This is a genomic window from Ruania halotolerans, assembly GCF_021049285.1.
In the GTDB taxonomy this organism is placed as follows: domain Bacteria; phylum Actinomycetota; class Actinomycetes; order Actinomycetales; family Beutenbergiaceae; genus Ruania; species Ruania halotolerans.
Genome location: NZ_CP088017.1, coordinates 3,479,137 through 3,505,857, shown reverse-complemented (window position 1 = coordinate 3,505,857; position 26,721 = coordinate 3,479,137). Strand labels below are relative to the sequence as shown.

Annotated in this window: 23 protein-coding genes; 7 read left to right on the top strand and 16 right to left on the bottom strand. The window is 66.4% G+C overall.

Annotated elements, in window-relative coordinates; translation table 11 throughout:
- Positions 1–39: 39 nt before the first annotated feature.
- Both LQF10_RS15810 and LQF10_RS15805 read left to right on the top strand, forming a co-directional pair.
- On the top strand, positions 40–1,383 hold the full coding sequence (locus LQF10_RS15810; RefSeq protein WP_231064772.1) for a Gfo/Idh/MocA family protein: 1,344 nt from the start codon (positions 40–42) through the stop codon (positions 1,381–1,383).
- Between the two features lie 2 nt (positions 1,384–1,385).
- Positions 1,386–1,739: an L-rhamnose mutarotase gene (locus LQF10_RS15805; protein WP_354002596.1), complete on the top strand. Its 354-nt coding sequence runs from the start codon at positions 1,386–1,388 to the stop codon at positions 1,737–1,739.
- Positions 1,740–2,613: 874 nt separating this feature from the next.
- On the opposite strand, the gene LQF10_RS15800 is transcribed toward LQF10_RS15805, so the two are convergent.
- Entirely contained in the window at positions 2,614–2,952 is a 339-nt protein-coding gene (locus tag LQF10_RS15800; protein ID WP_231064771.1) for a hypothetical protein, read from the bottom strand.
- A gap of 114 nt (positions 2,953–3,066) precedes the next feature.
- Between LQF10_RS15800 and LQF10_RS15795 the strand changes: the two genes are divergently transcribed.
- Entirely contained in the window at positions 3,067–3,843 is a 777-nt protein-coding gene (locus LQF10_RS15795) for a 3-ketoacyl-ACP reductase (RefSeq protein WP_231064770.1), read from the top strand.
- A 172-nt stretch (positions 3,844–4,015) separates the two neighbouring features.
- Positions 4,016–6,220: an FAD-dependent oxidoreductase gene (locus LQF10_RS15790; protein WP_231064769.1), complete on the top strand. Its 2,205-nt coding sequence runs from the start codon at positions 4,016–4,018 to the stop codon at positions 6,218–6,220.
- Between the two features lie 25 nt (positions 6,221–6,245).
- Here LQF10_RS15790 and LQF10_RS15785 read toward each other — a convergent pair whose 3' ends face one another.
- The 5 genes from LQF10_RS15785 to LQF10_RS15765 form a co-directional block, all read right to left on the bottom strand.
- On the bottom strand, positions 6,246–8,411 hold the full coding sequence (locus LQF10_RS15785) for an ABC transporter ATP-binding protein (RefSeq protein ID WP_231064768.1): 2,166 nt from the start codon (positions 8,409–8,411) through the stop codon (positions 6,246–6,248).
- Between the two features lie 67 nt (positions 8,412–8,478).
- Positions 8,479–9,663 carry an ABC transporter permease gene (locus tag LQF10_RS15780; RefSeq protein ID WP_231064767.1) on the bottom strand — a complete coding sequence of 395 codons (1,185 nt, stop codon included), beginning with the start codon at positions 9,661–9,663 and terminating at the stop codon, positions 8,479–8,481.
- Positions 9,664–9,676: 13 nt separating this feature from the next.
- The gene (locus LQF10_RS15775; protein WP_231064766.1) at positions 9,677–10,669 is read right to left on the bottom strand and encodes an ABC transporter permease; all 993 of its coding nucleotides are present in this window, start codon (positions 10,667–10,669) and stop codon (positions 9,677–9,679) included.
- 55 nt (positions 10,670–10,724) lie between these two features.
- The gene (locus LQF10_RS15770; protein WP_231064765.1) at positions 10,725–12,725 is read right to left on the bottom strand and encodes an ABC transporter substrate-binding protein; all 2,001 of its coding nucleotides are present in this window, start codon (positions 12,723–12,725) and stop codon (positions 10,725–10,727) included.
- A 218-nt stretch (positions 12,726–12,943) separates the two neighbouring features.
- Complete coding sequence (locus LQF10_RS15765) at positions 12,944–14,050, bottom strand: LacI family DNA-binding transcriptional regulator (protein WP_231064764.1); 1,107 nt, start codon at positions 14,048–14,050, stop codon at positions 12,944–12,946.
- 164 nt (positions 14,051–14,214) lie between these two features.
- Between LQF10_RS15765 and LQF10_RS15760 the strand changes: the two genes are divergently transcribed.
- The gene (locus LQF10_RS15760; RefSeq protein ID WP_231064763.1) at positions 14,215–15,192 is read left to right on the top strand and encodes a hydroxyacid dehydrogenase; all 978 of its coding nucleotides are present in this window, start codon (positions 14,215–14,217) and stop codon (positions 15,190–15,192) included.
- A gap of 57 nt (positions 15,193–15,249) precedes the next feature.
- On the opposite strand, the gene LQF10_RS15755 is transcribed toward LQF10_RS15760, so the two are convergent.
- From LQF10_RS15755 to LQF10_RS15740, 4 genes are all read right to left on the bottom strand, one after another.
- Entirely contained in the window at positions 15,250–16,548 is a 1,299-nt protein-coding gene (locus LQF10_RS15755) for a PQQ-binding-like beta-propeller repeat protein (protein ID WP_231064762.1), read from the bottom strand.
- Positions 16,548–16,688, bottom strand: a complete 141-nt coding sequence (locus LQF10_RS15750) for a hypothetical protein (protein ID WP_231064761.1) — start codon at positions 16,686–16,688, stop codon at positions 16,548–16,550. The genes LQF10_RS15755 and LQF10_RS15750 overlap by 1 nt, the downstream gene beginning before the upstream one ends.
- Before the next feature lie 28 nt (positions 16,689–16,716).
- Positions 16,717–18,006: a hypothetical protein gene (locus LQF10_RS15745; protein WP_231064760.1), complete on the bottom strand. Its 1,290-nt coding sequence runs from the start codon at positions 18,004–18,006 to the stop codon at positions 16,717–16,719.
- A 124-nt stretch (positions 18,007–18,130) separates the two neighbouring features.
- Entirely contained in the window at positions 18,131–18,583 is a 453-nt protein-coding gene (locus LQF10_RS15740; protein ID WP_231064759.1) for a DUF4383 domain-containing protein, read from the bottom strand.
- Positions 18,584–18,816: 233 nt separating this feature from the next.
- On the opposite strand from LQF10_RS15740, the gene LQF10_RS15735 reads away from it, so the two are divergent.
- Positions 18,817–19,698, top strand: coding sequence for a manganese catalase (locus LQF10_RS15735; RefSeq protein ID WP_231067365.1), 882 nt, complete (start codon positions 18,817–18,819; stop codon positions 19,696–19,698).
- A 381-nt stretch (positions 19,699–20,079) separates the two neighbouring features.
- Here LQF10_RS15735 and LQF10_RS15730 read toward each other — a convergent pair whose 3' ends face one another.
- The 5 genes from LQF10_RS15730 to LQF10_RS15710 all read right to left on the bottom strand — a co-directional run bounded on the left by LQF10_RS15730 (position 20,080) and on the right by LQF10_RS15710 (position 24,522).
- Entirely contained in the window at positions 20,080–20,373 is a 294-nt protein-coding gene (locus tag LQF10_RS15730; RefSeq protein ID WP_231064758.1) for a hypothetical protein, read from the bottom strand.
- A gap of 227 nt (positions 20,374–20,600) precedes the next feature.
- Positions 20,601–20,963, bottom strand: a complete 363-nt coding sequence (locus LQF10_RS15725) for a DUF2171 domain-containing protein (RefSeq protein WP_231064757.1) — start codon at positions 20,961–20,963, stop codon at positions 20,601–20,603.
- A complete protein-coding gene (locus tag LQF10_RS15720; protein WP_231064756.1) occupies positions 20,917–22,413 on the bottom strand; it encodes an outer membrane protein assembly factor BamB family protein in 1,497 nt (498 codons plus the stop codon). Before LQF10_RS15720 ends, LQF10_RS15725 begins: the two co-directional genes overlap by 47 nt.
- 43 nt (positions 22,414–22,456) lie before the next feature.
- Positions 22,457–23,329, bottom strand: a complete 873-nt coding sequence (locus LQF10_RS15715) for a sugar phosphate isomerase/epimerase family protein (RefSeq protein ID WP_231064755.1) — start codon at positions 23,327–23,329, stop codon at positions 22,457–22,459.
- 29 nt (positions 23,330–23,358) lie between these two features.
- Positions 23,359–24,522, bottom strand: a complete 1,164-nt coding sequence (locus LQF10_RS15710) for a Gfo/Idh/MocA family protein (protein WP_435531410.1) — start codon at positions 24,520–24,522, stop codon at positions 23,359–23,361.
- A gap of 302 nt (positions 24,523–24,824) precedes the next feature.
- Between LQF10_RS15710 and LQF10_RS15705 the strand changes: the two genes are divergently transcribed.
- A complete protein-coding gene (locus tag LQF10_RS15705) occupies positions 24,825–25,655 on the top strand; it encodes a S1 family peptidase (RefSeq protein ID WP_231064753.1) in 831 nt (276 codons plus the stop codon).
- Between the two features lie 28 nt (positions 25,656–25,683).
- Here the strand turns inward: LQF10_RS15705 and LQF10_RS15700 are convergent, their stop codons facing one another.
- Positions 25,684–26,715, bottom strand: a complete 1,032-nt coding sequence (locus LQF10_RS15700; RefSeq protein ID WP_231064752.1) for a LacI family DNA-binding transcriptional regulator — start codon at positions 26,713–26,715, stop codon at positions 25,684–25,686.
- Positions 26,716–26,721: the final 6 nt, after the last annotated feature.

Below are 26,721 nucleotides of genomic sequence, written 5' to 3'. Positions count from 1 at the left end.
CACCGCCGCCTCCGAACCCGACCCCTGGAGAAGTCCACGATGACCACCCGCCGCTACGCCGTCGTCGGAACGGGATCCCGCTCCGCGATGTACTTGAGCTCGCTCACCGACACCTATGCCCACGTCGGCGAGATCGTGGCGGTGTGCGAGCCGAACCCGGCCCGCGCCGGGTACCACGCCGAGCAGTTCGGCTTCGACGTGCCACGGTACGAGCCGGCCGATCTCGAGGCGATGATCGCCGAACAGCGCATTGACCGCGTGGTCGTGACGTCTCCGGATCACTCCCATGCGGACCTGGTCGCGCGTGCGATGCGGGCTGGAGCGGACGTCGTCGTGGAGAAGCCGCTGACCACCACGGCCGATGGGGTGCGCACCATTGCCGGGGCGATGCGCGAGACCGGGCGCGACCTGGTGATGACGTTCAACTACCGGTACTCGCCGCGCAACTCCGAGCTGCGCCGGGTGATCGCCGACGGGGAGATCGGGCGCGTGCTCTCGGTGCACTTCGAGTGGGCGCTGGACACGGTGCATGGTGCGGATTACTTCCGCCGCTGGCACCGGGAGAAGGAGAACTCCGGCGGTCTGCTGGTGCACAAGTCCTCACACCACTTCGATCTGGTGAACTGGTGGATCGATTCGAACCCCACCCGGGTCTACGCCACCGGCGGGTTGGCGTTCTACGGGCCCGATGGCGCAGGTGCCGCCGGTGCCGGCGAGCGACCCGCGAAGGGCCGGGACGCCGCGGCCGGGGATCCGTGGGCGATCAAGATGGCCGCTGACCCCAAGCTCAAGGCGCTCTACCTGGACGCTGAGGAACATGATGGTTACGTGCGGGACCAGGACGTGTTCGCATCCGGGATCACCATCGAGGACAACCTCGGCCTGACCGTGGACTACGCCAGTGGTGCGTTCCTGACCTATTCATTGAACGCCCATGCTCCCTGGGAGGGGTACCGGGTCACGGTGAATGGCACCGAGGGGCGCGCCGAACTCGAGGTGGTCGAACGCGGTTGGGTGGACAACCCGAACGTGGTGGATCCCTCCGCCACCCCCGAGGGGGCGGCCGGTGACGAGGTCCGCCCGACGGGCGAGCGCCTCGTGGTGCAGCGGCACTGGGAGCCGGCGCGCGAGGTGGCCATCCCCATGGGGGCCGGCAGTCATGGTGGGGGAGACGCGATCCTACTGCGGGACATCTTCGAGCCCGGCACCCAGGACGACCCGCTCGGCAGGGCCTCCGGTGTACTGGACGGCGTGCGTGCCGTGAGTGTGGGTATCGCTGGGAATGTGTCACTCGCCGAGGGGCGTGCGGTCACCGTGGACGAGCTGGAGCTGGGTGTGAACCTCGCGGATCAGGACCTCGACCCGACTGCCGGGAGGAACTGACCGTGCCCCGGTACTGCTTCATCAACCGGGTCCGGCCGGACCGGCTGGCCGAGTATGCCGAGGCGCATGCGGCGGTGTGGCCGGAGATGCTTGAGGCACTGCGCGATTCCGGCTGGCGCAACTACCAGCTGTATCTGGCGCCGGACGGCCTGCTCGTCGGGCACTTCGAAGCCGAGGATTACGCGGCGGCGCAGGCAGCCATGGCCACGACCGCCGTCAACGGACGCTGGCAGGCGAGTATGGAACGGTTCTTCGTCAACCCCGGCAACCCCGACGAGGGGTTCGAGCTGCTTCCCGAGATCTTCAGCCTGGAGGACCAGCTCGAGGCGAACGGCCTGCCCACCCGCCCCTTCTGATCGCGGTGGTCAGTTCGCTCGCCTGCGCCGCGCTGGAGGAGCAGTGGTCCCGCGGATCACGAGCGTTGCCGGCAAGCTGACGCGTGTGTCCCGAGGGACGCTGTCCGGCGCCCGAAGCTGCTGCAGCACCGGGGCCATCAAGTGACGATCGCCCCGTGGGTCCGGCTGCAGCCACGTCACACCCCCCATCCCCCCACCCACGCGAGTGCGGCGAATCATGATCATTCTGTGAGATATGCCCAGAATGGGCCGCACTCGCTCCCCTGGGGCCCGGCCCGGGAGACAGGTGAGGCACTGCGGCATCACGGAGCAACCACCAGCTGTCTCCGGCCCTGGACGGGGTGCTCGTGGTGTTTCAAGGCGGAGGATGGTGAGGCGGCACGATCAGCGATAGCCGTCGGGCACCGATAAGGGTGCGCGCGGGTTGCCTGAGTGTCGATTTTCTGCGCGGAAACGACACTGAAGCCACCCTCGTGGGGTTGAGCAACGATGCTGAGCCACGTTGGTTGCCCGGTGGCGAGCATTGTGTGACTGCTCGCTCCCACCAGCCCTGGCAGTTCCGCGGGTCTCTTTGCGCTCTCATGTGCCAGAACCGGCGCATTCGCCGGCGCAGGCCGGGCTCGGCAGCTCCCCGGTGGTCACCGCCCGCAACGCCGTCCCCGTGCTCCACAGGCCAGCCACGACCGATGCTGCCACGCCGATGAGTGCGCCAGTTTTGCGCCAGTTGAGCCAACATCACCGCCGGTCACAGACCCGAGGGTTGAGCAACCCGCCTCGCGAGCCCATTCACGTCACACTGTTGCCGGAGGCCTTCAGCCTGGAGGACCAGCTCGAGGCGAACGAATTGCTGACATGTCCGGCGTGATCGTTACCGCTAGTCGAGAGCTAGGAACAGGCCGACGATCAGGGCAAGGAGGGACAGCCCGCTGATGGTGAATGCCCGGGCGCGCACTCGCTGGGGGAGGGCCCACGGTCCGATACACACCAGCAGGAACCCGAGCACGATGACCGTGACAGATCCGAAGATCTGGGCGTAGCCGTGCGGATCGGTCGCCGGATCGGGCGCGACGATGAACGAGACGAGCATCGCCATGATGACGAGGAACGGCACCGCCACGATGGCGCTCACGATGACGGCCACGATTCGCCCCGTCGTCCAGCGGTCGGGCCGGGGAAGGGGGCCGTCCGGGTAACGCGGATCGAACTGCGTCATGGACGGTCACCTTAGCGTGTGGAGGCTTGCGCACTACGACGGAAAGCGCTTGCCGGAATCGGGTTCTTGAGGCATGATGGGCCGCACGCCTACCCGATTCTCAAGGAGTTGTTCGTGCCCAAGGTCGCACTCGTCACTGGAGGCAACCGCGGCATCGGCCTCGGTATCACCCACGCCCTGCTCGACGAGGGGTACGCGGTGGCCATCCTGGCGACCCGCCCCGAACCGACTGAGCTCATGGCTGAGCTGAGCGAGCGTGGTGAGGTGCTGTACGTGCAGGGGTCGGTGGCCGAGACCGAGTCTCACGAGCGGTATGTCAATGCCGCACTCGAGCAGTGGGGCCGGATCGACCTGCTGGTGAACAATGCCGGCGTGGCGCCATCGGTGCGCGCGGACATCCTCGAGGCGGAGCCGGAAAGTTTCGACCGGGTGCTCGGCATCAACCTGCGCGGCCCGTACTTCCTCACCCAGCGTGTGGCGAACGCGATGCTCGCCGGGCGTGATGAAAGGGCACATGGACCCGACGACGGCGTGGTCGGCACGATCATCAACGTCTCCTCCGTCTCCGCCACGTTCGTCTCCACCAACCGCGGCGAGTACTGCATTTCCAAGGCCGGCGTGGGGATGGCCACCCAGCTGTTCGCGGCCCGTCTGGCCCCGGAGGGCATCGTCGTCTACGAAGTCCGCCCGGGCGTCATCGCCACGGACATGACCGCCGGCGTCAAGGAGAAGTACGACCAGCAGTTCGCTGACGGACTGGCCCCGATCCCGAGGTGGGGTGTTCCGTCCGATGTAGCGGGCGCCGTCGTGCAACTTTCGGCAGGGAAGATGCCTTACTCCACCGGCGAGATCATCAACGTCGACGGCGGCATGCACATCCCCCGCCTCTAACCCCTACACGCGAGTGCGGCGAATCTCGCTCATTCTGCGAGATGTACCCATAATTGGCCGCACTCGATCTCCGCGACACCCGACCCACACTCCAGCGAGTGCCCCCGATTTCGGCTATATCTCACGAAATGAGCGAAATCGGCCGCACTCGCGATGAAGGATGGCAGGACCGATGAGCAGCAGCAGCGTCACCGCCAGCGCGTCCGACACCACGGACGCGTCCGGCACCACTGAGGTGTCCGACGTACCCGGTGCCACGATCGAAACGATTGCCGGCATCGATATCCCCGTGGTCACCGCGAACACCGTGGTGGTGGGCACCGGCTCGGCCGGGTTCTGCGCCGCCGACCGGCTGTGGGAGTTCGGTCAGGATGACGTCGTCATGGTCACCGACAAGGTGGGCGCCGGGGCCAGCCGGAACGCGGGTTCGGATAAGCAGACCTATTACAAGCTCAGCCTGTCCGGTCCTGAGGGTGACTCCGTCCACGAGATGGCGCAGACGTTGTTCTCCGGCGGCGCCATGGACGGTGACAACGCCCTCGCCGAGGCCGCCCTCTCCGCTCGAGGCTTCCTTCGCCTGTGCGACCTGGGGGTGCCGTTCCCGCAGAGCCGGTACGGGGAGTTCGTCGGGTACAAGACCGACCACGACCCCCGCCGTCGGGGCACGAGCGTGGGGCCGTACACCTCCCGTTCCATGGTGGAGCAGCTGGAGAAGAAGGTCGCCCGCAACGGCACGCCCATCTACGACGACTGCCGCGTGGTGGACCTGATCGTCGCAGGCTCGGGTGAGGAGCGGGCCGTGCGCGGCATTCTTCTGCTGCGCACCGACGTGCCGCACGACGGCGAACGCTCGCCCTACCTGCTGATCCGGTGCACGAACGTCGTCTACGCCACCGGCGGCCCTGCCGGCATCTACGCCACCCGGGTGTTCCCGAACGGGCAGTGGGGCGCATCGGGCGCCGCCTACCGCGCCGGCGTCCACGGGAAGAACCTCACCGAATGGCAGTTCGGGCTCGCCTCGATCAAACCGCGCTGGAACGTCTCCGGTACCTACATGCAAGTGGTGCCGCGGTTCATTTCCACCGATGCCGACGGAGGTGACGAGCGCGAGTTCCTCCCGGAGTCGATCCCGGACTACGGGCGCCTGATCACCCTGGTGTTCCTCAAGGGCTATCAGTGGCCGTTCGATATCCGCAAAGCCCGGGATGGGTCCAGCCTGATCGACCTGCTGGTTTACCGGGAGACGGTGCTGCGCGGGCGGCGGGTCTTCCTGGACTTCCGCTCCAACCCAGTGCAGGAGACCTTCGACCCGGATGCTCTCGAGCCCGAGGCGCGCGAGTACCTGGAGAAGGCCGGCGTACTCTTCGGCACCCCGATCGAGCGGCTGCGGGCGATGAACGAACCCGCCTACCAGTTCTACCTGGAGAAGAACCCGCAGGTGGACCTGGAGCAAGAAATGCTCGAAGTGGACGTGTGCGCGCAGCACAACAACGGCGGCCTGCTCGTGGACGCCTGGTGGCAGTCCAACATCAGCGGCTTCTTCCCCGTGGGGGAGGCCGGCGGTGCGCACGGGGTGTACCGCCCCGGTGGTGCCGCGCTGAACAGCGGCCAGGTGGGCGCCACTCGCGCGGCGCAGTTCATCGCCGCTCGCCGCACGGAGGAACCCGCAGACCAGGCGGAGTTCGCCGAGGCCGCGGCACCGGTAGTCACAGGTGCACGCGCGCTGGCCGAGGCCGCCGCGGCGCGCCAAGCCGCGGGCGCACCGGACAACACCGGTGACCTGCTGCGTGAGGTGCAAGAACTGATGAGCGCCAAGGCAGGGCCGGTGCGTTCACCCGAATCGATCAACGAAGCCCTGGTTCAGGTACACGAGTGGCTGAGTACCTACGGCGAGCTCATCAGCGCCGATCAGTCCTCGCGCCGGTCGATGAACCGCACGTTCCTGGTGCGCGACATCCTCACCACCGCCTACATCTACCTGAGTGCGATGGCGGACTACGTGGCCCACGGTGGCAAATCGCGTGGATCGGTGCTTTACACCGACCCGCAGGGTCAGTTGCCGCTCGTGGGGTACGGGGAGAACGCTGAGGCCGAACTGGACCTGCCCGAACTGTTCCGGTTCACCCTCGACGGCGGAGCGCTGGCCCATGAGGTGCAGGAGGCTGCGTGGGTGGCCCCCTCGGGCCAGAACGGTGCGTGCGCCCCGTCCCAGGTCCCGACGGCGTCTCCCGCCTTTGCCGAGGTCGTCACCCGGGAGGAGGCAGACCAGGCCGGTGTGCCCGTCTTCCGGTGGCGCCCGGTCCGTCCGCTTCCCGAGGGCGATGACTTCTTCGAGAACGTGTGGAAGGCCTATCGCGAGGACGGCAACATCCACTGATCTGCGCGCGCTCCTGGGCAGAACGTCAGGAGCTGCTGCGATCCTCGACCCTCATGCGGGAGATTCCTGGCAGGGTGAGCTCGTCCGAGAAGTGGCAGGCAGCGCTGCGGTCCTCACCTGCCGGGCGCAGCTCCGGCTGCACCGTCGTGCACGGAGTGTCCTTGACGTACGGGCACCTGGTGTGGAACGAGCAACCGGCCGGCGGGTTCATCGGGTCGGGTAGCTCGTCCGAACCTGCCGCTGCACGTTCAGGGCGGGCGCTCGGATCCGGGATCGGGACGGCGTGCAGGAGCGTCTGGGTGTACGGGTGTTGTGGTGCGCGGTACAGGTCGTCGGTGGGCCCTTCTTCGATGATCTTGCCCAGGTACATCACTGCGACCCGGTCACTGACGTGCTCGACCACGGACAGGTCGTGGGAGATGAACAAGTAGGTGAGCCCGAACTCGTCCTGGAGGTCGCCGAGTAGGTTCAGGATCTGTGCTCGCACCGAGACGTCCAGTGCCGAGACTGGCTCGTCGGCGATGACCAGGCGTGGTCCGGTGATCAGGGCGCGGGCAATGTTCAGGCGTTGGCGCTCTCCACCGGAGAACGCGTGCGGGTATCGCGGCATGTACTCCGGGCGGATCCCCACTCGTCGCAGCATCTGGGCGACTCGGTCGCTCAGGGCGCTGCCGCTGGCCAGCCCGTTCGCTTTGAGCGGTTCGCCGACGATCTGTTCCACGGTCATGCGTGGGTTCAGTGAGGAGAAGGGATCCTGGAAGATCACGCGCACCTGGGTTCGGTAGCTGCGCAGTGCCGCTCCCTGCAACTGTGCGAGATCGACCTGAGCGCCGTCCTCTTTGCGGAAGAGGATCTGCCCGGCCGAGGCGTCAACGAGTCGGGCGATGCTCCGCCCGAGTGTGGTCTTGCCGCAGCCGGACTCACCGACCAGGCCCAGTGTCTCGCCGGGGCGGATGGTCAGGTCCACACCGTCGACGGCGTGCACACTTCCCTTACGCCGCCGGAACATTCCACCCGAGACGGCGTAGTGCTTGGTCAGACCCTTGACCTCAAGCAGCGGCGCACCTTCGGCCGGTTCGGTGCGTGTGGTGGCTGCGACGGGTTCGCGCAGTTCGGGAGTCGGTAGCTCGAAGGCGCTGCGCTCCTCCGATTCGCTGTATAGATGGCAGTAAGCCCGGTGGCCATCGGCGAATTCGGTCTCCGATGGTGCGTCCACATCGCAGACCCCTTCCATCGCGAAATCGCACCGGGTCCGGAACGGGCAGCCACTGGGCCTGTTCTGGGGGTGCGGCACCATGCCACGGATGGCCGTCAACGGTCGCCGTGCCGCGGTCTCGTCCACCGTGGGCAGGGATCCGAGGAGTGCGCGCGTATACGGGTGCTTCGGTGCAGTGAAGATCTGCTCGACTGTGCCGTGCTCCACGGCACGGCCCAGGTACATCACCGTGACGTCGTCGGCGATCTCGGCCACCACGCCCAGGTCATGGGTGATGAACATCATCGCCATACCGGTCTCCTGCTGGAGCTCCTTGAGCAGGTCCAGGATTCGGGCCTGGGTGGTGACGTCGAGCGCAGTGGTCGGTTCATCAGCGATGAGCAGGGCTGGATCGCAGCTCAGCGCGATCGCAATCATCACGCGTTGGCACATGCCGCCGGAGAGTTGGAAGGGGTAAGCGTCGAAACGGTCCTCGGGCTGCGGGATTCCGACCCGGCCCAGCAGTTCCACACCGATTCTGCGGGCCTCTTTCGGGTCCACATCGCGGTGCAGTCGGATGGCTTCGGTGAGCTGGGCCCCGACCGTGTACATGGGGGAGAGTGAGGCCATCGGCTCCTGGAACACCATGCCGATCTCGTTCCCGCGGATCTCGCGGATTCGCTCCCCGTCCGGCTCCAGGGTGGTGAGATCGACTGGATCATCGCCCGGCTTCTCCCAGCGGACACTGCCGCTGACGATCCGGCCGGGCGGATCGACCAGTTGGAGCACCGAGCGAGCCGTGATGGATTTACCGCATCCGGACTCACCCACCACGCAGAGCGTGCGGCCGGGGCGCACGCTGAGGCTGACGCCGTCGACGGCTCGGACGTCGCCGTCTGCGGTATCGAAGTGTGTGTGCAGGTCCGCGATCTCCAGCAATGGTGCTGTAGGGCGGGCGTCGGGACGGGGGCTGGCGTCGGCGAGGATGTCGCCCATGGTGCTCTCCCTGAGAGTCGTTTGGCTGAGACCACCGCTCGGGTGGGACGCGCCGGACCGGGACACGTCAGTGCTTGTAGGGGTCGGCTGCGTCGCGGAGGCCGTCGCCGAAGAAGTTCATGGCGAGCACCGTGATCACCACGGCAACGCCCGGCAAGAGAATCCACGGGGCTGTAGAGACGGCCCGGATGTTCTGTGCTTCCTGCAGCAGAACGCCCCAGCTCACGGTGGGTGGTTGTAGCCCCAGCCCGATGAAAGAGAGAGCGGTCTCGGCCAAGATGATGGTCGGGATGGAGAGGGACAGGTTCGCGATGATGTGGCTGGTGAACGAGGGCAGCATGTGCCGGAACATCACGCGGCCCTGGCTGGCACCGTCGGCGATCGCGGCGGAGACGTACTCCTCGTTGCGTACGGCGAAGAACTTCCCGCGTACCTCCCTGGCCATCCCCACCCAGCCCACCAGTGAGATCACCACGGTCAGGGCGAGATACCGCTGCACCGGGCTCCACGAGGAGGGAACCGCCGCGAAGAGCGCCATCCACAACGGGATCGTGGGTATCGCGATGATGAACTCGATGAGCCGTTGGATCGCGGTGTCCACCTTGCCACCGAGGTAGCCGGAGATTCCTCCGAGAAGCACGCCGAGGAAGAGCGAAAGCAGCACCCCGATCAGGCCGACGGACATGGAGATCGTGGTGCCGTGGATGATCCGGGAGAGGAGGTCTCGCCCGTTCGCATCGGCACCGAGGAGGTACATGGGTGGGCCCTCGTGGTCCGTGGGTCCGATCAGATGCCGGTCCCACGGAATGACACCGAGGATCTCGTACTCGGCACCACGGACGAATAGCCCGATCGGCACCACCTGCTCGGTGTCCACCGCAAAGGTGAGCGCGAGGGTGTCGGGGTCCTGTTCGAAGGTGTACCCATTCACATGCGGGCGAAAGGAGCCCTCATGGAACAGGTGGATGGACTGTGGCGGGGCGTAGGTGTACTCGTTGTTATGGGCGCTTGCCGGATACGGGGCGAGGAACGGCGCCAGGATCGCGATGGCGTAGATCGCCACGGAGATCACACCGCAGACCAGTGCAACTCGGTGCTTCTTGAAACTCCACCACACCAGTTGCGACTGCGAGGCTAGCGCGACCGACTCGCGCACATCCTCACTGTCACCGGAGAGCTGCACGGACTCGATCGAGTTCTTGCCGCCGTCGCTGAGCTCGTCTCCGGATACCCGAGCGGATACTTCAGTCATCTTGTTCCTCCTCTCAGTACCGGAGCCGGACCCGGGGGTCCAGCCAGGCGAGTGCTAGATCGGAGATCAGCGTCCCGATGATCACCAGCAGGGCGCTGATCAGCAGGACGGAGCCTGCGAGGTACATGTCCTGCGCCAGTAGAGCTTGGAGCAGGAGCGGCCCGGTGGTGCTGAGGTTCAGCACTTGCGAGGTGATGGCATCGGCGGCGATCAGACCCGGCAGGATCCAGCCGATCGTGGAGAAGAACGGGTTCATTGCCACGCGCACGGGGTACTTGATCGTCAGTAGCCCTCTCTTCATGCCCCGGGCTCTGGCCGCGGTGACATAGGGCTTGCGCAGTTCGTCCAGGAGGTTCGCGCGGAGCACCCGGATGTTCGCCGCCGTCCCAGCCGTTCCCCAGATCACCACCGGAATCCAGATGTGGGTCAGGAGGTCTCCGAACTTCGCCAGGCTCCAGGGTGCGTCCCGGTACTCGGGGGAGAACAGTCCGCCCACGCTCGTGCCGAAGTAGGTGAGGCTGAGCCACATGAGAACGAGCGCAATGAGGAAGTTCGGGACTGCCAGTCCGAGGTAGCCCAGGAACGTGAAGGTGTAGTCACCGGCCGAGTACTGGCGCATCGCCGAGTAGACGCCGATCGGGAAGGACACGGCCCAGATGAACAGCAGCGTGAGTACCGAGAGCAGGATCGTCAGCGGAAGCCGTTCCGCGAGTAGTGCGCCCACGGAGCGGTTGTAGACGAAGGAATCTCCGAAGTCGCCGTGCATGACGATGTTGGAGATCCAGGTCCAGTACTGCACGTACACGGGCTGGTCGAGGCCGTATCGTGCGGTCAACCGGTCGAGTTCCTGAGCACTCAGGGATCCGTCCCCCTGGGCGGCGAGCTGAGCCACCCGGGTGGTCAGGTAGTCCCCCGGTGGCAGCTGGATCACGATGAAGGTGACCAGAGAGATCGCCGCCAGGGTCGGGATCAGGATCAGCAGACGGCGAGCGATGTAACGCAGCACCTCTGGTCACCTCCTCGTGTCATCGGGTCGTGCGATGTGGATCATGGCTGCCAGGTCACTCCGAGAAGAACCAGATCGGCGGATCGATGTGACCGGGCGTCATGTGCAGCCACGAGTCGGGGAAGGACTCGGGTACGTTCTGCAGCGTGTCCTTGACCACCGCGTACCCCGGCGTGGGAAGCGCTATCCCGATCACGTAGAACTGCTCCTTCGCGATTTGCAGGATCTCGCGGAAGAGTTCCTTCTGCGCCTCCGGGTCCGGCTCCTGGGGGATCTGCCAGGCCAGTTCCATCTGACGCATCGGCGCCTCGGGAGGCTCAACCGCATTCTCACCGTCACCTCGCGTGGAGTAGTACTCGGCCCACTTCATGGCGAAGTTGGACTCGCCACCGGAGGGGAACCACCAGCGCTGTTCCAGCATCTCGATCTTGAGACCGCCATCGCCGGCCCAGACGTTCGCGTCATGCTCGTTCGCCTCCGCGGTCTTGCGGTCGTAGAACAGGCTCCGTTCGATCGTGTTCACCTGCATGTCCACGCCGACCTCGGCCCAGGTCTGGCGGATCAGATCGGAGGCGGGAGCCCACTCCGGGAACAGGTTAGTGACGTCAAGGTTGATCCGAAGGCGTTCGCCGTTGGGCCGCAACCGGAATCCGTCCGAGTCCTTGTCCGTCAGGCCTGCCGCATCCAGATGGCTGTTCGCCAGGTCGAGGTCGAACTCGGTGAACTGCTTGGCGAACTCCTCGTCGTAGAACGGCGATTCCGGGTGCGGAGCTGCCTGCCAGGGCTCCCCTTGACGCTGGTAGACGGTGTCGATGATGTCCTGGCGGTTGATGGCGTGCGAAAGGCCGACGCGGAAGTCCTTGTTCCGGAAGATCTCGGCGAGCTCCTCGTCCTGGTGGTTCATGTTCAGGGCGATGATCATCCGGTTCATCGAGGTGGGCTGAACGTCCACGAAGTGGTAGCCGCCGGATTCCCGCCCGTCAGCGAGGACAGGCTTGTTGGCGTCGGAGTTGAAGTGTCGTGAGTGCATGTCGAGCTCCCCGTTGACTGCCTTCAGCAGCATCACCTCTTCCTCCTGGATCACCTCGAACTCGAGGCGGTCGATGTAGGGCAACTGCGCGCCGCCGGAGTCGACCTTCCAGTAGTAGGGGTTGCGCTCGGCGACCGTGACATTGCCCTCGTTCAGCGGATCGGTGATGATCCACGGGTAGAGCACCGGCCGCTCGGGGTTGTTCCACCAGTCGCGACGGTCGACCCAGTAGTCGGTCCAGTCGCCGAAGCCGGCCTCTTCGGCGATGTCCTCGGCGTCCGGGTTGTAGTCCGGGAGGAACTGCTCCATGTAGTGCTTGGGGAAGAAGAGCAGATTCGCTGCGACGGCGTTCGCCACCCGGGAGATCTCCTCGATGAAGTCGCCCTTCGGGTGCGGATAGGTCAGCGTCACGGTGTACTCATCGATCTGTTCGGCTGTGCACGCCTCGCCTCCCGACAGCAACAGGCTGAGCGGGCTCCCGTGAAGATCGGTGTTCAGGAACACGTCGTTGACGGCGAACATGATGTCCTCGGCGGTCACGGGTTCGCCATCGGACCACTTCATGCCTTCGCGCAGGTGCAGGGTGAACTCGGTGGCGGTGTCGTTCACCGTGACCTCCTTCAGCGCTCCGGGAAGGCCGAACTCATCGAGGTTCGGGTCGTAGCGCAGTAGCGGCTCGTGGGCGATCACCCGCTCCAACCAGGGGGAGTCGCCCTGGTCGGCGACCGCGCCGTGGTAGACGCCGCCGTAGACGCCCAGCGCAGCTGACTCGACAACCAGTCGATCTGCCTCCACCGGTAACCGCTCCTCCAACGGAGGCAGGTCACCGGCTTCGACGCGCTCGGTCAACTCCGGGGCCTCGAGTGGGCGGTTCGGATCCACGGCCTCGCCGTCGGGGCTGGTGCCCTCACCGTCGGCGTCGCATGCGGCCAGTGACAGCGTCACCAGGGCGGCCGTTCCTCCGCCGGCCTGCAGGAGCTGGCGGCGAGAGATTCGTGGTGCCTGTCCAACGTTGGTGTGTTGCATCGTGGTCCTCCTCGACCGAACTAACGGCTGACAACTGATCCGTGGGAGGGCGACCGGTGCCGTACGCGTGCCGTCGTCGGCACGAGCACACCATAGGTGTGACGTCCAGAGCCTTCCTCGGTGATGGCTCGTCAACCTCACACCTGCGCCGGTGTCCCTCTTGCGGTCGTCAGGCTAGCCAGCGAGAGCGGTCGGAACGAGAAAAAGGACAAAAGCGATCATCGACGTCGTGGGCGAGCAACTGCGGTACGGCGTGGAGGGGGAAGGCGCACCGATCCACCGCACGACTCGCGGATGGTCAGCCGAGGCAGGAGCTGCACATGACGAGGAGAACTCGGCTCCTCGGTGCCGTCCACCCGGCCCATCAGCATGCGAAGCGCCTCTCTGCCCAGCTCCACCCGCGGCGGGGTCACGGCCGTCAACGGCACGGCGGCGTGCGCGACCAGGACGTCATCGTAGGAAATGACCGCGATGTCCTCGGGGACTCGCAGACCGCGCAGCTGCGCGATCTCCGCGATCTGGATGGCGTGATGGTCCGAGTGGGCGAGCACCGCCCGGGTCTGTGAGGCCAGGCACATGTTCAGGACTGCATCGGCCGCGTCCGTGATCGCCTGCAGGTCGTTGAAACCCGAAGGCATCTCGGTCACCGGAACGGGATCCAGGCCGAGTTTGTCCACTGCTTCCAGATACCCGGTGCGGATCCATGGAGCCGTCGGCGTCCACGAGTCCAGCGCCAGAGCGACCCTGGTGTGCCCGAGAGCAGCGAGATGATCGACGGCGAGCATCGCCCCGTAGGAGTGGTCGGACCGAATGCTGTCGATCTCCCGTACCTTGCGCGTGGCATCGAGATGTCGCTCGAGCAGCACCACAGGCACAGGGATGGAGGCAAGCCAGGGCGCGGTTTCCTCCGGCGCCTGGACGTGACTCGGTGTGAGGACGAGGCCCTCCACGCCCAAGGAGAGCAGGCGCTCGACCCGGCTTCGCTCGGCTTCAGGGCTGTACCCCGCCACGCCCAGGACGATCCTCGCACGCATGGTGGCTGCCACTGACTCCATGCCATGGAGCACATCGGGGTAGTAGAACGTTCGCGAGGGAACCACCACTCCGATGAGCGTTCTGGCCACGTCGGGGCGCCCGGCCCTGCTCCCGTTGGACAGCGCGCCGCCGTGCACGCGCTCCACCCGGCCTTGGTCCGCGAGCTCGGCGATATCGCGCCGTACCGTGACGGGTGAGACGCCCATCATCTGGGCAACCTCAGTTGCCCGGAGGCTGCCGTGCAGCTCCAACTGGCGCAGCAGGAACTCTTGTCGTGCGTGCGGCAGCATGATCAGCTCCGGGTAAGTGCTCGGTGATCGAGGCATCGTGGCGCACCGCGTTCACTTTTGTCCATTTGATCGACAGGGGCGAGCGCGGGACTCCACGATGTGTGCCCAGGATCTTGAGCCAAGGACGGAGTAGATCATTGGGTAGACCTCGTGCGGTGTTTGCGATGCAGTCCGCGCAGCTGCGGGATGCGTTGTTCGACGCCGGGGCCATCGCTCGGCTGGATCATCTCGTGGACCTCGATCGGCGCATTCTCGACGATCAGGGTGACGCGCGGATGTCGGATGCGCTGGCTGAAGCGGAAATCCTCATCACCAGCTGGGGTGCGCCACGGATCAATGCAGCCTTCCTTGAGCGGGCACCGGCGCTGCGCGCGGTCATCCACGCCGCGGGCTCGGTGAAGCACTGGGCAGATCCGGTGCTCTGGGAACGCGGGATCGTCGTCTCGACAGCGGCCGCGGCGAATGCGCAGCCCGTCGCCGAGTACACCCTGGCGATGATCCTGCTCTCGGGTAAGCGCGTGCTGTGGCCCTCGGCGCCCTCGGATCGCGGAGGTCAAGCCGCAGCGTGGCGTCCACTCCAGGCAGCGGGCAACTACGGGCGGACCGTCGGAATCGTCGGTGCTTCGCGGACCGGGCGCCAGGTGATGGACCTCTTAATGGGGTTCGACGTGAACATCGTGGTCTATGACCCGCATATCTCGGATGTGGAGGTTGCCCGGTGGGGAGTGCGCGCCACATCGATGGAAGAGCTTGCTGAACAGGTCGATGTGCTGTCCGTGCATGCACCGGCGCTCCCGGCTACGCGCCACATGGTGAACTCGCACGTGCTCGCCCGGATGCGAGACGGAGCCGTCCTCATCAACACCTCGCGTGGGTCGTTGATCGACCACGATGCGCTCCTGGTGGAGCTGGACCGTCGGCCCTTGTTCGCTGTTCTCGATGTGACCGAACCCGAGCCGCTGCCCCGTGAGCATCGGCTGCGTGCCCATCCTCAGGTCATCGTGACGCCCCATATCGCGGGCTCGATTGGAAACGAGCTGGGCCGCCTCGGGGAGAGCGTGCTCGGCGAGATCGAGCGTCTCGTTGCCGGAGTGCCGCTCCGGCATGAGGTGTCCCAGGCGGTTCTGGAGATCTCGGCCTGAGCTGCGGTCCGATTCACAGCAGGATCGGCTCTGGGGGAGCGGCGGATTCCCGCAGGGTCAGGGCATGGGCAACGCCGTCAGACGTTCGCCTTCGAGCAGGTAGGCCCGGGAGCCGTCCGTGGCGAGCGAGAACGGCGACGGTGCGAAGCTGGAGGGTGCCTCGTCGTGCAGGAGGTAGCTACCGACGATGTCCGTCCCCTCGATCATGATGATGTCGATGCCGTACCGTCCGGCCATCAGCGCGTCTGCATCGGCGACCCGGATCCCGTGCGCAAGCAGCGTGTCCTCCACCCACTCGCACGGGCACCCCATCGACTGATACTCGGTGGGGGACTCCTGGACATCACCATCCTGCAGCGTGCGTGTGCGCAGCCTCGCATGACCGAATGGCTCACCGCCGTCGATAGCGGCGCCGAGATCCGCACGGATCACGGTGGTCACGTGGTGGTCGGTGACTCCCAGTGGACGCTCGTCCACCTGCCAGTGCCACAACCATGGCCCATCGAGACTCTCGGCGACGCCACCGCTCATGATCGCCCCGTTGCCAGGTTCGCGTGAATCTGCGCCGAGGTAGGTCAAGGTTCGTTCGAACTCCAGTGGCAGGCTTGAGGTGTACGGCGCGGCCGTCAGTGTGGGGAGCCGTTCACCCGAGTCCGGGTCGAGCATTCCCGGATCCGGCCATGCGAACTCGCCTTCCCCGAACCACCAGACGATCCGACGCGTGTCCACCGTGAGGTTGTGGAAGTCGAGCGCGTCGGTCCGGTCCGACGATTCGGCCGCGACCACGGTGCGCCAGATCTCGCTGCCGTCCGGACTGACCCGGGAGAGCCAGCGGTTGCCGTCGCCGGAACCTCCCGCTACCACCAGGTCCTCACCCAGCGGACTCGCGAGCCGGGCGTCCGGGACCGTCGTGACGCTGGTGCTGCCCGCGGCATCGATGATCGTGATGGTCCCCTCGCTGGCACGCGATGGTGGCCCGGACGGCATGCAGGCGATCCGCGATCCCTCAGCGGCGCAGTGTGGCTCGTTCATCGGCACCTGCCACCGGCGCTCGCCGTCATCGACGGACCGCCCGACCACTTCGCTGCGTTCCGCAGTGACCACCACGTCGGAGAGCACCCACACTCCAGGGTGCGTACCGGGTTCGGTGACCATCGACCACGCAGCCTGCAGCTGCCGAACGGGCCGTTCGCCGCCCGGTGAGGTGACCACTCCGGCCAGCACTAGGACCAGGGCGAGGGCTGCCCACGGCCACGCATGCGAGCGGGTGGATGCGCGCCACCGGTCCGGGGTGTCGCCGCCCGGCGTGGACTCGGTTGCGTTCGGCTCGAGGGTGAACTCGTCGCTTCGTGCCATCAGCCGCCCAACGCCCAGGCGGTGAGGCCCGCCTCGTCGAGAACGTACAGGCGCTCGCCGTCACGGGTGAAGTCGAGGGTGACGTCCCCTGTGGTGAGCGCCCAGCGGGTGGGGAACTCTTCGATATCCCTCGGCCACATCACTTCATCATGACCCAGCAGGAAGTGATCAGCGATCCGCGAAGGCCGTCAGGGTTCCGCCGGAGAGAATGTAGACATGGTCGGTTCCGGCCGTCAGTGCGTCGGGGATGGCGGAGAGCGGGATCGACCACTTGCGCCGCCCGGTGTCGAGGTCGAACCCGAGGATCGCCTCGGCGACGGGCTCGAACCCGCCATCGTCGCCGGACCACGTGCTCGTGAGGAATGCCGCGGTGGACTCGCCAACCGTGCATGGGCATCCCAGGATGGACTCGGTGGGTGTTCGCCAGGCAACGTCGCTGGTGGACACGTCCACTCGCCTGAGTGAGCCCGGGAACTCCTCCGGTAGCGAGGACGGCTCCCAGGACGGATCCATCGGCTCGATAACCCATTCCAGGATGTCCGGGCCGAGAGACGCGAGGATGGCGTCACCCGTACTGTCGTAGAGCAGTTCCCCGTCCGGACCGGCGAGCACACCTGTGGTCGTGATGATCGCGTCCGGATGCTCAGCGAGGTCGAGTCCAGGTCCGGCCGTCGGAAGGAGACGGTGGTGGTCGTCCTCGACCCCGGCGTTCATGCCGACGAGGTTCCCTCGAGGTGTCGGAAGGACCACCGGTCGCTGATCCCCTGTCTCGGCATCGACGGCAAGAATGGCTCCGAACGACAGTGGATCGCCCATCGGCGTGAAGAATGTCGCCACTCCTTGGCTGAGGATCCCTCGCCCCCAACGCTCATCGTCGAGTGGGAATTCCAGTGCAGTGCGCCAGGTGCGCTCCTGCTCACCCGCGCCGTACCGGTCCACCCACGGTGCCCCCGACGGCGTAGCACCAGCCACGAGGAGAGCGTCGCCGACCGTCAGGGCCACGTTGGCGAACGGAAGCGCACGGTCGGTCCTCTGGCCGTCGGCCGTGATGGTGGCGATGGCTGCGTCCTCGCCTTCTCCGTGCACGCAGGTGAATTCTCCGCCGGCCTCGGTGCAAGCGGGATCGTCGAGGGGGACCGCCCAGAGCGCTTCACCGGTGGCGGCGTCAAATGCGACCACGTCGACGGCACTGGTGGCGATGATCCGGTCGCCCAGCACCCACGCCTCGGGCGCTCGACCCTCGGGCACCTCAGCGGTCCACGCCGTGGCCGGCGGTGGGCGTTGACCACCGGGAGAGACCACGACGCCAGACGCGATCAGTGCGACGGCCGCGGCGACCCACAGCCAGGGCGAGCGGCCCGCGTGACGGGACGGCCGCCGTCGGGGATCCGTGGGTGGTTCACTGTCGGCCGGCTGGACACCCCCGATCGTGAACTCCTCGACTCGCGCATTCCCCATCACCCCATCATGCATTTCCTTCGCCAGAGTCGTTCGGGGATTGGACGGCCGGGGTGTGAACGAGCGATCTGCACGACGGGGCAGAGACCGCCGTGCGGCTACCGGGAGGCGAACAGCGTTGCGGTCAGTGCGTTCCGTCCGTGGGGCCGTTGGTGGATCGCGTGGTCTTCTTCGGCCAGAGAGCAATGACCAGACCAACGATCGTGCTGGCGATGTGCAGTCCGTTGTCTGCGCCGTTGATATTCAGGATGTTCGCATCCGGGTCGTTCACCACGAGGAGCCCGTAGATGGTCGTTGCGCCGTACCCGATGGCGAGCAGCCAGCCGTAGATCCGGGCACGGGACGGCGTTGACCAGAGGACGACGCCGGCAGCCCCGATGATGAGGTGGACGATGTTGTGCAACGGGTTAACCGCGAAGCCCAAGAGGGTCTGATCGTGGTTGTGCTCGACGAATCCGTCGAAACCAGTCACGAAGAAGCCCGCGATTCCGACGAGCAGATAGACGACACCGACGATGAGAGCAATCCACTGATGCGGGAGGCGTCGGCCAGCGGTGGTGGGTGTGGGTGTACTCATACGTTCCTCCGTCATTGGGTGAATCACCCACGGTCCTCCTCACCGGGCATGTACGCATCTCGAGAGCCACCAGATGCGCGGACTGTACCCCGGGCGCAGACTGATCAGTACGCGAGGTTTCTCGCATCGTCGGCACATCTCACTGTGCATCGCGGGCGCGGCACTGGCGAAAGCTCGCCCGATCATTTGAAGCCATCCACCGTCGAGCCGATCGGTCCGCGTCAGGAGCAATGATGTTTTTCCACAAGCAAGAACTGCAGCATGCCAGTACACCGGATAAGCCCGACGCCGTTTACGCCCGTAAGCTCCAGGAGGTCCTGGGCGGGCAGTACGGCGAGATCACGGTGGCTATGCAGTACGGGTTTCAGTCCTGGAATGCGCATATGCCCGGTAAGTATCGTGACCTGCTTTTCGGTATCGGTGCCGAAGAATTCGGTCACGTGGAGATGCTTGCGACGATGATCGCGCAACTGCTCAAAGATGCGCCCATCGGGGCCACCGATGACGCGGTCCAGTCGGATCCGACAGTCGCCGCCATCGTTGGTGGCACCGACGTCCAGCATGCCATCGTCGCCGGTGCAGGTGCGCGCCCGGTCGACAGCAACGGCAACCCCTGGACTGCTGGGTATGTCACTGCCAGCGGCAATTTGATGGCTGACTTCCACGCGAATGCCAATGCCGAGATGCAGGGCCGCGTTCAGGTGGCCCGTCTCTATCACATGACCGACGACGCAGGCGTGCGTGACCTGCTGGCCTTCTTGCTCGCCCGCGACACTATGCATCAGAACCAGTGGCTGCGCGCTATCGAGGAGCTCAAGGCCGACGGACTGGAGGAACTGCCCGTGCCGAGTAACTTCCCGCAGGAGAAGGAGCACACCGAGCACTCGTACGAGTACCTCAACTTCTCCGACGGTGCCAAAGCGGCGGACGGGCCGTGGGCCAAGGGTCCGACGCCGGACGGCAATGGCGAGTTCAGTTACCACGACGGCCCGACGAGCAGTGCACCGATGCCTCCTCCCACTCGACCCGACACGCGACTTTACGGCACAACGGCTCTGCCGAATGTGGCGGAGAAGGCGGCGGGCGCGGCGAAAGACGCCTTACATCGAGAGTAGGAGGGAGCCGCGCCCTCCTTGCAGGATTCCGCGATGGCTCCTCACACGCCTCACGATCAGTGCTCAGTGATCGGTGTAGGCGGTGAGGGCGCCTTCGGAGAGGACGTAGGCCTGGCGAGACCCGCCGCTGAGGCTGTCTGGGGCGTCGGTGATCGGCGGGGGCCAGCGGTGGTCACCTGTCGTTGGGTCGAGGCCGAGAAGTGCAGCGGCTACCCGCGCTGGACCGAGCTCGCCGGCTTCTAAGCGTTCGGGAAGCTCCGGAGATCATGGGTATCGAGTGCCGTGGACGCTGCGACCACACCCTGACTGAATGTCATGGCTCGCCAGCGCTCGGTGATATCGGCCGGGTACTCGGACTCCACCTTCCAGATCCTGGCCCATTCACCCGGCGTGCGATACAGGCCCAGCCAGGGACCGTTGTCCTGCAGGTCCCGCCCCGGCGACTATGACCTCGCCGTCTACCGCATGGCCGATATCTGCTCGGGGAAACGACAGGTCGGCGACGATCTCGCCGGATGCCGTGATCGTGGCGATCGATGCCTCATTGCCTTCGCCGTGCACGCAGGTGAGTCCATCGTCGGCCCGGGTGCACGCGGGATCGTCGAGCGTGACGGTCCAGACCAACTCACCATCCGGCCCGTAGGCTGACAGCCCGTTGACCTCGGTGATCGCCACTCTCCGCGCGGTGAGATCAGCACATCCGCCAGTACCAACACCGCAGCCGAGGTGGCCCATGGCCAGGGGGAGCGGCGCCAGGTGCTGAGTCCATCATGCACCGCCGTAAAGAAATCGCTCGTCGATCTGGGAGCCAGATCGACGAGCGATTCGGTGATTCACCGATCGTATACACGCGGTGGGTGTGCCCTTCGGCGAGTACCCGCGACCGGTTGGCTAACCGAGAGTCAGCCGATGAGTTGGTCGCCCGGGACCGAAAGGTGGAGGGCGTCGTCGCGGACTGCAGCGACCTCATCACTGGCGGCGTATCGGTCGCCGGCGAACAAACCGCTGGCATCCACACGCACGAAGCCCAGCCGCGCGAGCCGTTCTTTGGCCGCATCCGGGAGCGAGCCGGTGCTGAATGCGTCCGCGATGGAGCCAACAATGCCGCCGGTGTTGCCGCTGTCCTGGCCCTTGGCGGTGGCTGCCTGCGGGTCGCCCATCTGGATCTCCCGCACAGTTCCGACCTTTTCTCCAGTGGAGTCGAAGACGGTCATACCCTCACGTACCTCGGTGATGGGCCCGTCGTTGCCGGTGATGTTCGTCATCGTCGCCTCCTGAGAAGTCGTGCTTGGCATCGGTACGCTGCGGCGGAAGTCCCGCCGGGCACCTGCTCCATCCATCGTAGGCAAGATGAGCCGGCTCGCCAGTTGGGCGGAATGGTCCCGCGGCAGAGAAAGACCTAGGGGCGTGCTCGCTCAAGAAGGGCCGGAGCGGGTCGGCTCGTAGGTAGTCAGGGCTCCTTCGGTGAGTACGAAGAACCGGGAGTCGTCGGCAACCAACGCATGCAGGTGTGGCGAGACGCTGACTTGAGCCTGGCGGCGACCGGACGCTCGGCCGAACCACGTGAGCAGGGAGAGCGTCGTCTATCGGGTGCTCGGCGGTGACGAGCAGGAGATACTGGTCGGATGCTGCGCACGGACAGATGGCAGCGGTCCGGCCCGGAAGCGGGGCAGACCAAAGCAGATCTCCGTCCGCTACGTCATAGGCCAGAAGGTCGGTCCGGTCGTGTGCCACGTCTGTGGTGTAGACGGTCGATCCCACGGCGGCAAGAGGCGCACCGTCGAACGTCATCACGTCGTTGCCGCTCGGGTTTGCACGGACGGCTCCGAGCGTGACGAGGGCATCTGGATATTCGGGCATGTTCAGCTGCGCGAGCGAGAGCCACACCGGATGGTGGCGAGGCGCGATCTCCCTGTGCTCGGATCGAGCATCACTCACGTTGCCGGTCGAGCTCAACCCGCCTGGCCCGGGGAACGTCATCGTTGCCGGTTCACCAGTGTCGAGATGCAGCGCGAGGGGCACGACCACTCCACTGGTCACACGCAGTGATCCCGACGCGTGGGCTATGACAACTCCATTCTGGACCTCGATGTTCCTCCATGTGTTGTCGGTGGAGACAACCTCTACAGCCTCCTTCCAACGCTGTGAACCCTCGGCGTCGTATCGGCCCAGCCAGTGTCGACCGTCGGCGATTCCGGCCACGATCAGGTCACTGCCGACCGTTGTTGCCACCTGCGCGTCCGGCATCGGAAGCGTCGATCTGATGCCGCCCTTATCGACGGTCGTGATGGTGGCGTCCTGGCCTTCCCCGTCGACGCAGGTCAGGGTGCCGCCCTCACTGGTGCAGGTGGGGTCATCCAGCGGGAGGGTCCAGATCTCGGCGCCATCGGCTGGATCGAGCGCGATGAGGCCGGCTGCGGTCGTGGCCATGATGCGGTCATCGACCAGCCACGCCCCGGCCGCAGAGCCGGTTTCCAGGTCCACCGCCCAGGCGGTCTCTGGGGAGCGCTCACCGCGTGGGGAGACCAGCGCCCCGGCAGCGACGAGCACCACGGCCACGGCCGCCCACGGCCAGGGCGAGCGGCGCCACCTGCGCGCGCTACGCCGCCGGGCGCTGGCATCAGGGCGCTCCGCTTCGCCCCCGCCCGGGCCACGATGTCCTGCCGCCGCAGGCTCGCTATCGAGGATGAAATCCTCGACCTGCCCCGTCCCCATCTCTCCATCATGACCTGAAGAAGGGATCACCGGGCAGATTCGATCAGAGGTAGGGCTGAACCAACTCGGTATAGCGCTTGGCCATCGTGGCCACGGTCTCGGCGCCCGGGGCGTCCCAGATCTCCTGGTTGAAGATCTCTACCTCCACGTCGCCGCTGTACCCGGCTTCGCTCACCCACCGGGTGATCGTGGGGAAGTCGATGTACCCATCACCCATGAAGCCCCGCGAGAGCAGGGCGTCTTCGGCCAGCGGCAAGATCCAATCGCACACCTGATAGGACGCGATCCGACCCTCGCGGCCTGCGCGGACGATCTGGTCGCGCAGGGCCGGGTCCCACCACACGTGATAGGTATCGACCACCACGCCCACCTGCTCCGGCGGGAAGTCCGTGGCCAGATCCAGGCACTGGCCCAGAGTGGACAGCACGGCGCGGTCGGCCGCGAAGATCGGATGTAAGGGTTCGAGCACCAGGCGCACCCCGTGCTCGGCGGCGAACGGCGCGAGCTCGGCGATCCGGTTCGCCACCCGGGTGCGTGCGGCCACGATGTCCTTATCGCCGCCGGGCAGTGCCGGGCCACCCGGGGCGCTCGCGGCCCCCAGGCCGCCGACCACCATGACGAGCTCGGATGTACCCAGCGTGGCGGCTTCGACGATCGCGGCGCGGTTGCTCTCCATGGCGCGGTCCTGCTCGGCCGGGTCGGCGGCAGTGAGGAAGCCTCCCCGGCACAGTGAGGACACCCGCAGCCCGGCATCACGCACGATGCGGGCCGCGTTCTCCAGCCCGGCCTCGGCGACCCGGTCGCGCCACAGCCCGACCGCGGGCAGCCCGGCCTCGGCGGCCACCCGGACCGCCTCGGCGAGGGTCAGGTTCTTTGTGGTGGCCGTGTTCAGGGAGAGGCGAGAGAGGTCGGTCATAGCAGCTCCGCCGTCGGGGGGTGCGGTGGTCACAGGGAGATCGGGTCGAGCTCGACGCGCTTACCCTCGGCCGAGGATGCCAGGCCCGCTTCGGCCAGTTGCACGCCGCGGGCGGCGGAGAGCAGGTCGTAGCGGTGCTCGCGCCCAGCCAGGGCGTCGCGCAGGAACTCTTCCCACTGGGCCTTGAAGCCGTTGTCGAGGTCGCCGTTGGCCGGCACCTCCATCCACTGATCGCGGAAGGACTCGGTGACCGGCAGATCCGGGTTCCACACGGGCTTCGGGGTGTGCGCGCGTTGCTGCGCCACGCACTTGTTCAGTCCCGCCACGGCCGAACCGTGGGTACCGTCCACCTGGAACTCGACCAGCTCGTCGCGGTAGACCCGCACGGCCCAGGAGGAGTTGATCTGGGCGACGATGTCCTCACCGTTCGGCCCGGCGATCTCGAAGATGCCGTAGGCCGCATCGTCGGCCGTGGCCGGGTACTCGGCGCCCTTCTCGTCCCAGCGGGTGGGGATGTGCGTGATGGTCTTCGCGGTGACCGACTTCACCGAGCCGAGGATTCCCTCGAGCACGTAGTTCCAGTGGCAGAACATATCGGTGGTCATGCCGCCGCCGTCCTCGGCGCGGTAGTTCCAGCTGGGGCGCTGGGCGGCCTGGTGCTCGCCCTCGAACACCCAGTAGCCGAACTCCCCGCGCAGGGAGAGGATGCGGCCGAAGAAGCCCTCGTCGACCAGACGGCGGAGCTTGACCAGGCCCGGAAGGTACAGCTTGTCGTGCACCACACCGGCGGTCACGCCGGTCTCGGTGCGCAACCGGGCGAGCTCGATGGCCTCGCTGAGGGTCTCTGCCGTGGGCTTCTCGGTGAAGATGTGCTTGCCGGCCTTCATCGCCTTGGTCAGGGTGTCGGCGCGCAGGCTGGTCATCGAGGCGTCGAAGACGATGTCAGTGGCCGGATCGTTGATGATGCCGTCGAGGTCGGTGGTCCACTCGGCGATGTTGTGCTCGGCGGCGATCTCGGCAAGGGCGTTCTCCCGGCGCCCCACGAGAATCGGCTCCACCTGCACCTTGGTGCCATCGGGCAGCAGCACGCCGCCCTGGTCGCGGATCGGCAGGATCGACCGGAGCAGGTGCTGGCGATACCCCATCCGGCCGGTGATGCCGTTCATCGCGATACGCAGGGTTCGGGTGCTCATGAACATCTCCTGAAAGATCGTGGACCAGGTCTCTAGTGGAATGCGCTTTCCGGAGCATACGGTCGGCCGGGTGGAGCGGTCAACCCGTTCGCTCTGTGGGGTGCAATGGCGTTGCGGATCAGGGATCGGACGGCGGGATCGCGCCCACGCAGAGAGCACGAGGCGTGGTCGACACGGGTGTGGTGCGGTCGATCCATCTGCGTGACGCGAGCCGATCACGCTCGTTGGAGCGGCCTGATGGCCGAAACCTGCAGGCGCGCCTAGAGTTCTTTCACCGAGAACACGAGAGAGGACTCGCAACGATGCGTACTCGACCCCTGGCCGCCGGTGTGATTGGACTGGCCGTGATCGCTGCCACCGCAGCACCCGCTTCGGCCATTCGATATGGCGACGCAGACGCGGGCGAACATCCGAACGTCGGACTGATGATCGCTTATGCGGAAGACGACGCCGGTGTGCTTCAGCCACAATGGCGCTGCTCCGGAACGATGATGGACCCGGATACCTACCTGACGGCAGGGCACTGCACCTTCGGTGCGGACGCCGTCGCGATCTGGTTCGACGACGACCTCCAAGGAGAGGAGCGTCCGGACATCGTCGACCTGGATTCCGCGGATGCCACCGGTACCCCGTACTCGCACCCGGAGTATGACGACGCGCAGTTCTTCCTGCATGACGTGGGCGTGGTCGAACTCGACGAGCCGGTCACCTTCGACTCCTACGGCCAACTACCCGAGCAGGGCTACTGGGATGCCCAGCTCGCGACGAAGAAGAAGGATCGCGACTCCTTCGACGTGGTCGGCTACGGTCTCCAGCGCAGCCTTCCCAATTCCGGCGGTGCCGCGGCACTGACCCAGGCTGAGTGGATCAAACTGCAGGCCACCGTCGATCTCATCCGGGATGACCGGATGTTCGGTCAGCAGGGTGCGGGCCACTCCGTGACGCTCACGAACAATGCCAACACCGGGGGTACCTGCTCCGGTGATTCGGGCGGGCCGACGTTCATCGCCGATACCGACGTCGTCGTGGGCGTGACCTCCTACGGGGTGAACACCACCTGCACCGGGATCGGCGGTTCGTACCGGATCGACCAGCCGGACGACCTGGAGTGGCTGGGCCAGTTCATCGGCTGATGCGCGTGCCCGCCGGCCAGGCCGCGTCCTAGACCGCAGGCGTGGAGTCGCGCAGCACGACTTCGCCGCCGAGACGTTCCACCACCGGCTCGCCGGTGACGGCGGACAGTGCCATCGCGGTGGCGCTGCGGCCCGCCTCAAGCAGTGGCACGGCCACGGTGGACAGCCCGGGTGTGACGTCGCGCAGGGTCACGATGTCGTCGAATCCGGCGATCGGCACGTCCACACCCACGGCGAGTCCGGCATCGCGGGTGGCCGCCATAGCGCCCATCGCCATCACGTCATTGACGGCGAAGACGGCCATCTGTGGTTGTGCCCGGGCACCCGTGCGCCTGAGCAGTTCGGTCATCGCCTGGTAGCCGCCGTCCCGTGTGAATGCCGACTCCACCACGCGCTCAGCGGGTACCTGGATGTCCAGCTCGGCGAGCGCCGTCAGGAATCCCTCCGTGCGCTCGGCGCCGGTGAGGTGGCGCCGTGGGCCGGAGAGGATGGCGAACTCCCGGTATCCGATGCCGTGGAGCGCCCGGGCCAGCTCGGCGGAACCGCCGATGTTGTCGATCGCCACGGTGTGCACCTCGAAGATCGGTTGTCCGATCAGCGCCACCGTGCCTCCCCGTGCCTGGTACACGGAGAGGGCGGCGCGCAGCCGTGAGTTCACCTCATCGTCGTCCTGGCGACCACCGGCGATCACTATTGCCCGAGCGCGTTGGCTCTGCAGCACTTCGACGAACGCCAGTTCCTTCTCCGGCTGGTGGCCCGTACTGGCCAGCGTCACCATCAACCCCTCGGCCTCTGCCGCCGCCGTCACCCCCGCGGCGATCGAGGAGAAGTAGGGATCGGCGATGTCATGCACGATGAGACCGAGCGTGGCGGTGCGCCCGCGAGCCATCGCCTGGGCGTTCGCGTCGGGGGAGTAGCCGAGCCGGGCGGCAGCGGCCAGCACGCGCTCCTGCAGCTCAGGCCGGACGGTGCGGTTGGCGCTGCCGTTGATGGCGCGGGATGCCGTCGCCAGTGAGACTCCCGCCTCTCGGGCAACGTCGCTCAGGGTCACGGAGGGCATGGCCTC

Excerpts from the sequence above, each read along its gene's own strand:
- LQF10_RS15770 (WP_231064765.1), bottom strand. The coding sequence starts at position 12,725 with ATGCAACACACCAACGTTGGACAGGCACCACGAATCTCTCGCCGCCAG.
- LQF10_RS15790 (WP_231064769.1), top strand. The coding sequence starts at position 4,016 with ATGAGCAGCAGCAGCGTCACCGCCAGCGCGTCCGACACCACGGACGCG.
- LQF10_RS15740 (WP_231064759.1), bottom strand. The coding sequence starts at position 18,583 with ATGAGTACACCCACACCCACCACCGCTGGCCGACGCCTCCCGCATCAG.
- LQF10_RS15700 (WP_231064752.1), bottom strand. The coding sequence starts at position 26,715 with ATGCCCTCCGTGACCCTGAGCGACGTTGCCCGAGAGGCGGGAGTCTCA.
- LQF10_RS15725 (WP_231064757.1), bottom strand. The coding sequence starts at position 20,963 with ATGACGAACATCACCGGCAACGACGGGCCCATCACCGAGGTACGTGAG.
- LQF10_RS15750 (WP_231064761.1), bottom strand. The coding sequence starts at position 16,688 with ATGTGGCCGAGGGATATCGAAGAGTTCCCCACCCGCTGGGCGCTCACC.
- LQF10_RS15780 (WP_231064767.1), bottom strand. The coding sequence starts at position 9,663 with ATGACTGAAGTATCCGCTCGGGTATCCGGAGACGAGCTCAGCGACGGC.
- LQF10_RS15755 (WP_231064762.1), bottom strand. The coding sequence starts at position 16,548 with ATGGCACGAAGCGACGAGTTCACCCTCGAGCCGAACGCAACCGAGTCC.
- LQF10_RS15800 (WP_231064771.1), bottom strand. The coding sequence starts at position 2,952 with ATGACGCAGTTCGATCCGCGTTACCCGGACGGCCCCCTTCCCCGGCCC.
- LQF10_RS15745 (WP_231064760.1), bottom strand. The coding sequence starts at position 18,006 with ATGGGGAATGCGCGAGTCGAGGAGTTCACGATCGGGGGTGTCCAGCCG.
- LQF10_RS15810 (WP_231064772.1), top strand. The coding sequence starts at position 40 with ATGACCACCCGCCGCTACGCCGTCGTCGGAACGGGATCCCGCTCCGCG.
- LQF10_RS15720 (WP_231064756.1), bottom strand. The coding sequence starts at position 22,413 with ATGGGGACGGGGCAGGTCGAGGATTTCATCCTCGATAGCGAGCCTGCG.
- LQF10_RS15760 (WP_231064763.1), top strand. The coding sequence starts at position 14,215 with ATGCAGTCCGCGCAGCTGCGGGATGCGTTGTTCGACGCCGGGGCCATC.
- LQF10_RS15765 (WP_231064764.1), bottom strand. The coding sequence starts at position 14,050 with ATGCTGCCGCACGCACGACAAGAGTTCCTGCTGCGCCAGTTGGAGCTG.
- LQF10_RS15705 (WP_231064753.1), top strand. The coding sequence starts at position 24,825 with ATGCGTACTCGACCCCTGGCCGCCGGTGTGATTGGACTGGCCGTGATC.
- LQF10_RS15785 (WP_231064768.1), bottom strand. The coding sequence starts at position 8,411 with ATGGGCGACATCCTCGCCGACGCCAGCCCCCGTCCCGACGCCCGCCCT.
- LQF10_RS15715 (WP_231064755.1), bottom strand. The coding sequence starts at position 23,329 with ATGACCGACCTCTCTCGCCTCTCCCTGAACACGGCCACCACAAAGAAC.
- LQF10_RS15710 (WP_435531410.1), bottom strand. The coding sequence starts at position 24,522 with ATGAGCACCCGAACCCTGCGTATCGCGATGAACGGCATCACCGGCCGG.
- LQF10_RS15735 (WP_231067365.1), top strand. The coding sequence starts at position 18,817 with ATGTTTTTCCACAAGCAAGAACTGCAGCATGCCAGTACACCGGATAAG.